Origin of the sequence: Protofrankia sp. Cj3 (genome assembly GCF_917627355.1) — a bacterium.
Classification (GTDB): domain Bacteria; phylum Actinomycetota; class Actinomycetes; order Frankiales; family Frankiaceae; genus Protofrankia.
The window spans coordinates 1-2,284 of the sequence record NZ_CAKJTR010000065.1 but is presented as its reverse complement, the minus strand read 5'-3'; the positions used below and the strand labels follow the sequence as shown (position 1 = coordinate 2,284).

The 2,284-nt window shown below is 65.5% G+C and carries 5 protein-coding genes; 2 read left to right on the top strand and 3 right to left on the bottom strand.

The features are described from left to right. Window positions 1-159 precede the first annotated feature (159 nt). Window positions 160-477, bottom strand: a complete 318-nt coding sequence (locus tag MJ783_RS11110; RefSeq protein WP_239310322.1) for a hypothetical protein — start codon at window positions 475-477, stop codon at window positions 160-162. 302 nt (window positions 478-779) lie between these two features. On the opposite strand from MJ783_RS11110, the gene MJ783_RS11105 reads away from it, so the two are divergent. Together MJ783_RS11105 and MJ783_RS11100 are read left to right on the top strand one after the other, a co-directional pair. Continuing rightward, window positions 780-1,061, top strand: coding sequence for a type II toxin-antitoxin system Phd/YefM family antitoxin (locus MJ783_RS11105; protein ID WP_239310321.1), 282 nt, complete (start codon window positions 780-782; stop codon window positions 1,059-1,061). Further along, window positions 1,058-1,339, top strand: coding sequence for a type II toxin-antitoxin system RelE/ParE family toxin (locus tag MJ783_RS11100; RefSeq protein ID WP_239310320.1), 282 nt, complete (start codon window positions 1,058-1,060; stop codon window positions 1,337-1,339). Before MJ783_RS11105 ends, MJ783_RS11100 begins: the two co-directional genes overlap by 4 nt. Before the next feature lie 234 nt (window positions 1,340-1,573). On the opposite strand, the gene MJ783_RS11095 is transcribed toward MJ783_RS11100, so the two are convergent. After that, on the bottom strand, window positions 1,574-1,864 hold the full coding sequence (locus MJ783_RS11095; RefSeq protein WP_239310319.1) for a type II toxin-antitoxin system RelE/ParE family toxin: 291 nt from the start codon (window positions 1,862-1,864) through the stop codon (window positions 1,574-1,576). Continuing rightward, window positions 1,861-2,160 carry a type II toxin-antitoxin system Phd/YefM family antitoxin gene (locus tag MJ783_RS11090; RefSeq protein WP_239310318.1) on the bottom strand — a complete coding sequence of 100 codons (300 nt, stop codon included), beginning with the start codon at window positions 2,158-2,160 and terminating at the stop codon, window positions 1,861-1,863. Before MJ783_RS11090 ends, MJ783_RS11095 begins: the two co-directional genes overlap by 4 nt. Window positions 2,161-2,284 lie beyond the last annotated feature (124 nt).

Here is a 2,284-nt window from a genome sequence, read left to right as displayed (position 1 = left end):
CTCCTCCGCCTCGCGACGCATCCACCTGGCATCCGACAACCCCCGAAGGACTTCCAGCGCCGACCACTTAGATCTTTGTGCGAGATTCCCTGATCGAGATAAGCGCTGTCCGACGGACTGAGCGGTACGGTGAGATGGACGGTCGGTATGTGTGGGTTCTTAACCGCCGCCGATTACCGCTCCAGCTAGTCTGAGGACGGTCCGTCGCCGCATTGGCTCTTCTTCCTCGTTGCTGTCTCGAAGGGTGACGGTTTCTCGGTTGTCCACTTTGTGTCGCCGCGTCGGGCGGTGAAATCCCAGGTCTTGGTCGGTGTTGGCGCGCAGGATTGCGCGGAGGGCCTGCCGGTAGCGATGTTGGGGCCAGCGGATGATGCCGCGTTCGAGTTTGCCGAGGTAGTTCCCGTCGATCTCGGTGATTGTCTGGTCGTGGTTGTAGATCCAGTGGTTGATCCGTTCGGCCAGTTCTTGGCGGGACATCGGTTCGCCGGGCGTTTCGGTGGACGCGGCGCGCGTAGGTGGTCGTTCGGTACTGTTGCGGCCCGTTCCACGGCGTGATCGGTACAAGTGTGGGTACGGCGGGACACGGCTCTGGCAGGGGCTCGGGATCTTCCCGGTGGTATCCGTGGGTATCCCTCGTGGTTTCCGATCATCAGCCCCGAGCCAGGTCGCGCGTTGACCGGGATCTGCGGCCTCACCCCTCGGGACGCTCTCGTGGGCTCGACCGTCGAAAGTCCGGCCCGCGGTCGACATCGCCTACAGGTTTGGTCATACTTCTAGTCATGACGACGTTGCCGTTGGGTGAGGTGAAGTCGCACCTGTCCGAACTCGTCGGCCGTGTACATGACCATCACGAGCGGGTGACCGTCACTGTCCACGGCCACCCGTCGGCCGTGCTCGTGGCCGTCGAGGACCTGAAGCAGCTTGAGGAGACGCTCGCGATCCTCAGCGACCCGGCCACGATGCGCCGGCTCGCGCAGTCCGACGCGGAGCTCGCACGCGGCGAAGAGGTGACCGCGGACGCACTGGCCGAGACGATGCGGCGCCGACGCGGCGCCGCATGACCGGATCGGCTGGGCCCTACACCCTGAGGGCCACGCCGACGGTCCGCCGCGCGCTCGGCGAGACCCTGCCGGAACCGGTCGCCACGGCCGCCTACGAGTTCATCACCGGCCCACTTCTCGATGGCCCGTATCGGGTCGGCAAGCGGCTGATGCCGCCGCTCGATGACCGGTTCAGTGCCCGGCGCGGAACCTACCGGATCATCTACCGCATCGATGACAAGGCCATGGTCGTGACCGTCGTCGATATCGATCACCGTCGGGACGTGTACCACCGCTGAGCGATAGTGGGCGGAATCAAGCGGCCAAGGTGACACATGGGTGGTGCACTGACCGGTTGAGACCACCCTCAATCCCGCTGTCCACGGAACCGGGACCGCTCCATCCTGGTCGCGTTGACATTCTGCTTCGGCTTCCGGAATGTCCTCGCCCTCGGGCTGCGGCCGGGGTTCCGGTCCGGGTAGCGCAGCGCCCTCCCGCGAACCGCTGTCGGGAGCGTCCGGGATCGACTGTCATCAGCGCGGCCGGTAGATATCAGCCCGGCGATCCACGTCGAGAACGTGCACGACGCGAGCACGATCGTCGACGTGGTACACGATGCGGTATGTACCGCGTCGAGCGCCATGGCACCCGGTGAGCGGGCCGAACAGCGGCTTGCCAACGCGGTAAGGGCTTGTGGCCAAGGCGGCGTCGCAGAACTCAAGGACGGCGGTGGCAACCGATTCGGGCAGCCGCTCCGCCAACGCCCGTCGCGCGGCGGGCTGGAAACGGACCGCGTAGGGTTCGGAACCCGCGTCCGGGCTCACGCTCCGGTGACTCGACGACGAGCCACCTCGGCACGCATGGTGGCGAGATCCACCCCGTCCTCGCCACGGCCAAGGGCCGCGAGGCTGTCGGTGATCCCTCGGACGGCCTCGGTGTCACTGAGGATCTCCAGCGTCATCTCGAGACCCTCAAGGTCGTCGACGGACACGATGACAGCCTCGGCTTCGCCGTTGCGGGTCAAGGTGATCCGTTCGTGCTGGTGGCGCACACGACGAGCCAGGGCGGACAGGTGGGTCTTCGCCTCGGACAGTGGAACGGACGTCGCGTCGATCGTCATGGTTCGAAGTCTAGCCCGGGTTGGTCAAAATTTCGACCAGCACTCAGGCGTCCCCGGCTCAGTTGTAGCCTATTTGACCAGGTCAGACGCTTGTTGCGGAGTGTGGTGGACCTAACGTATCCCC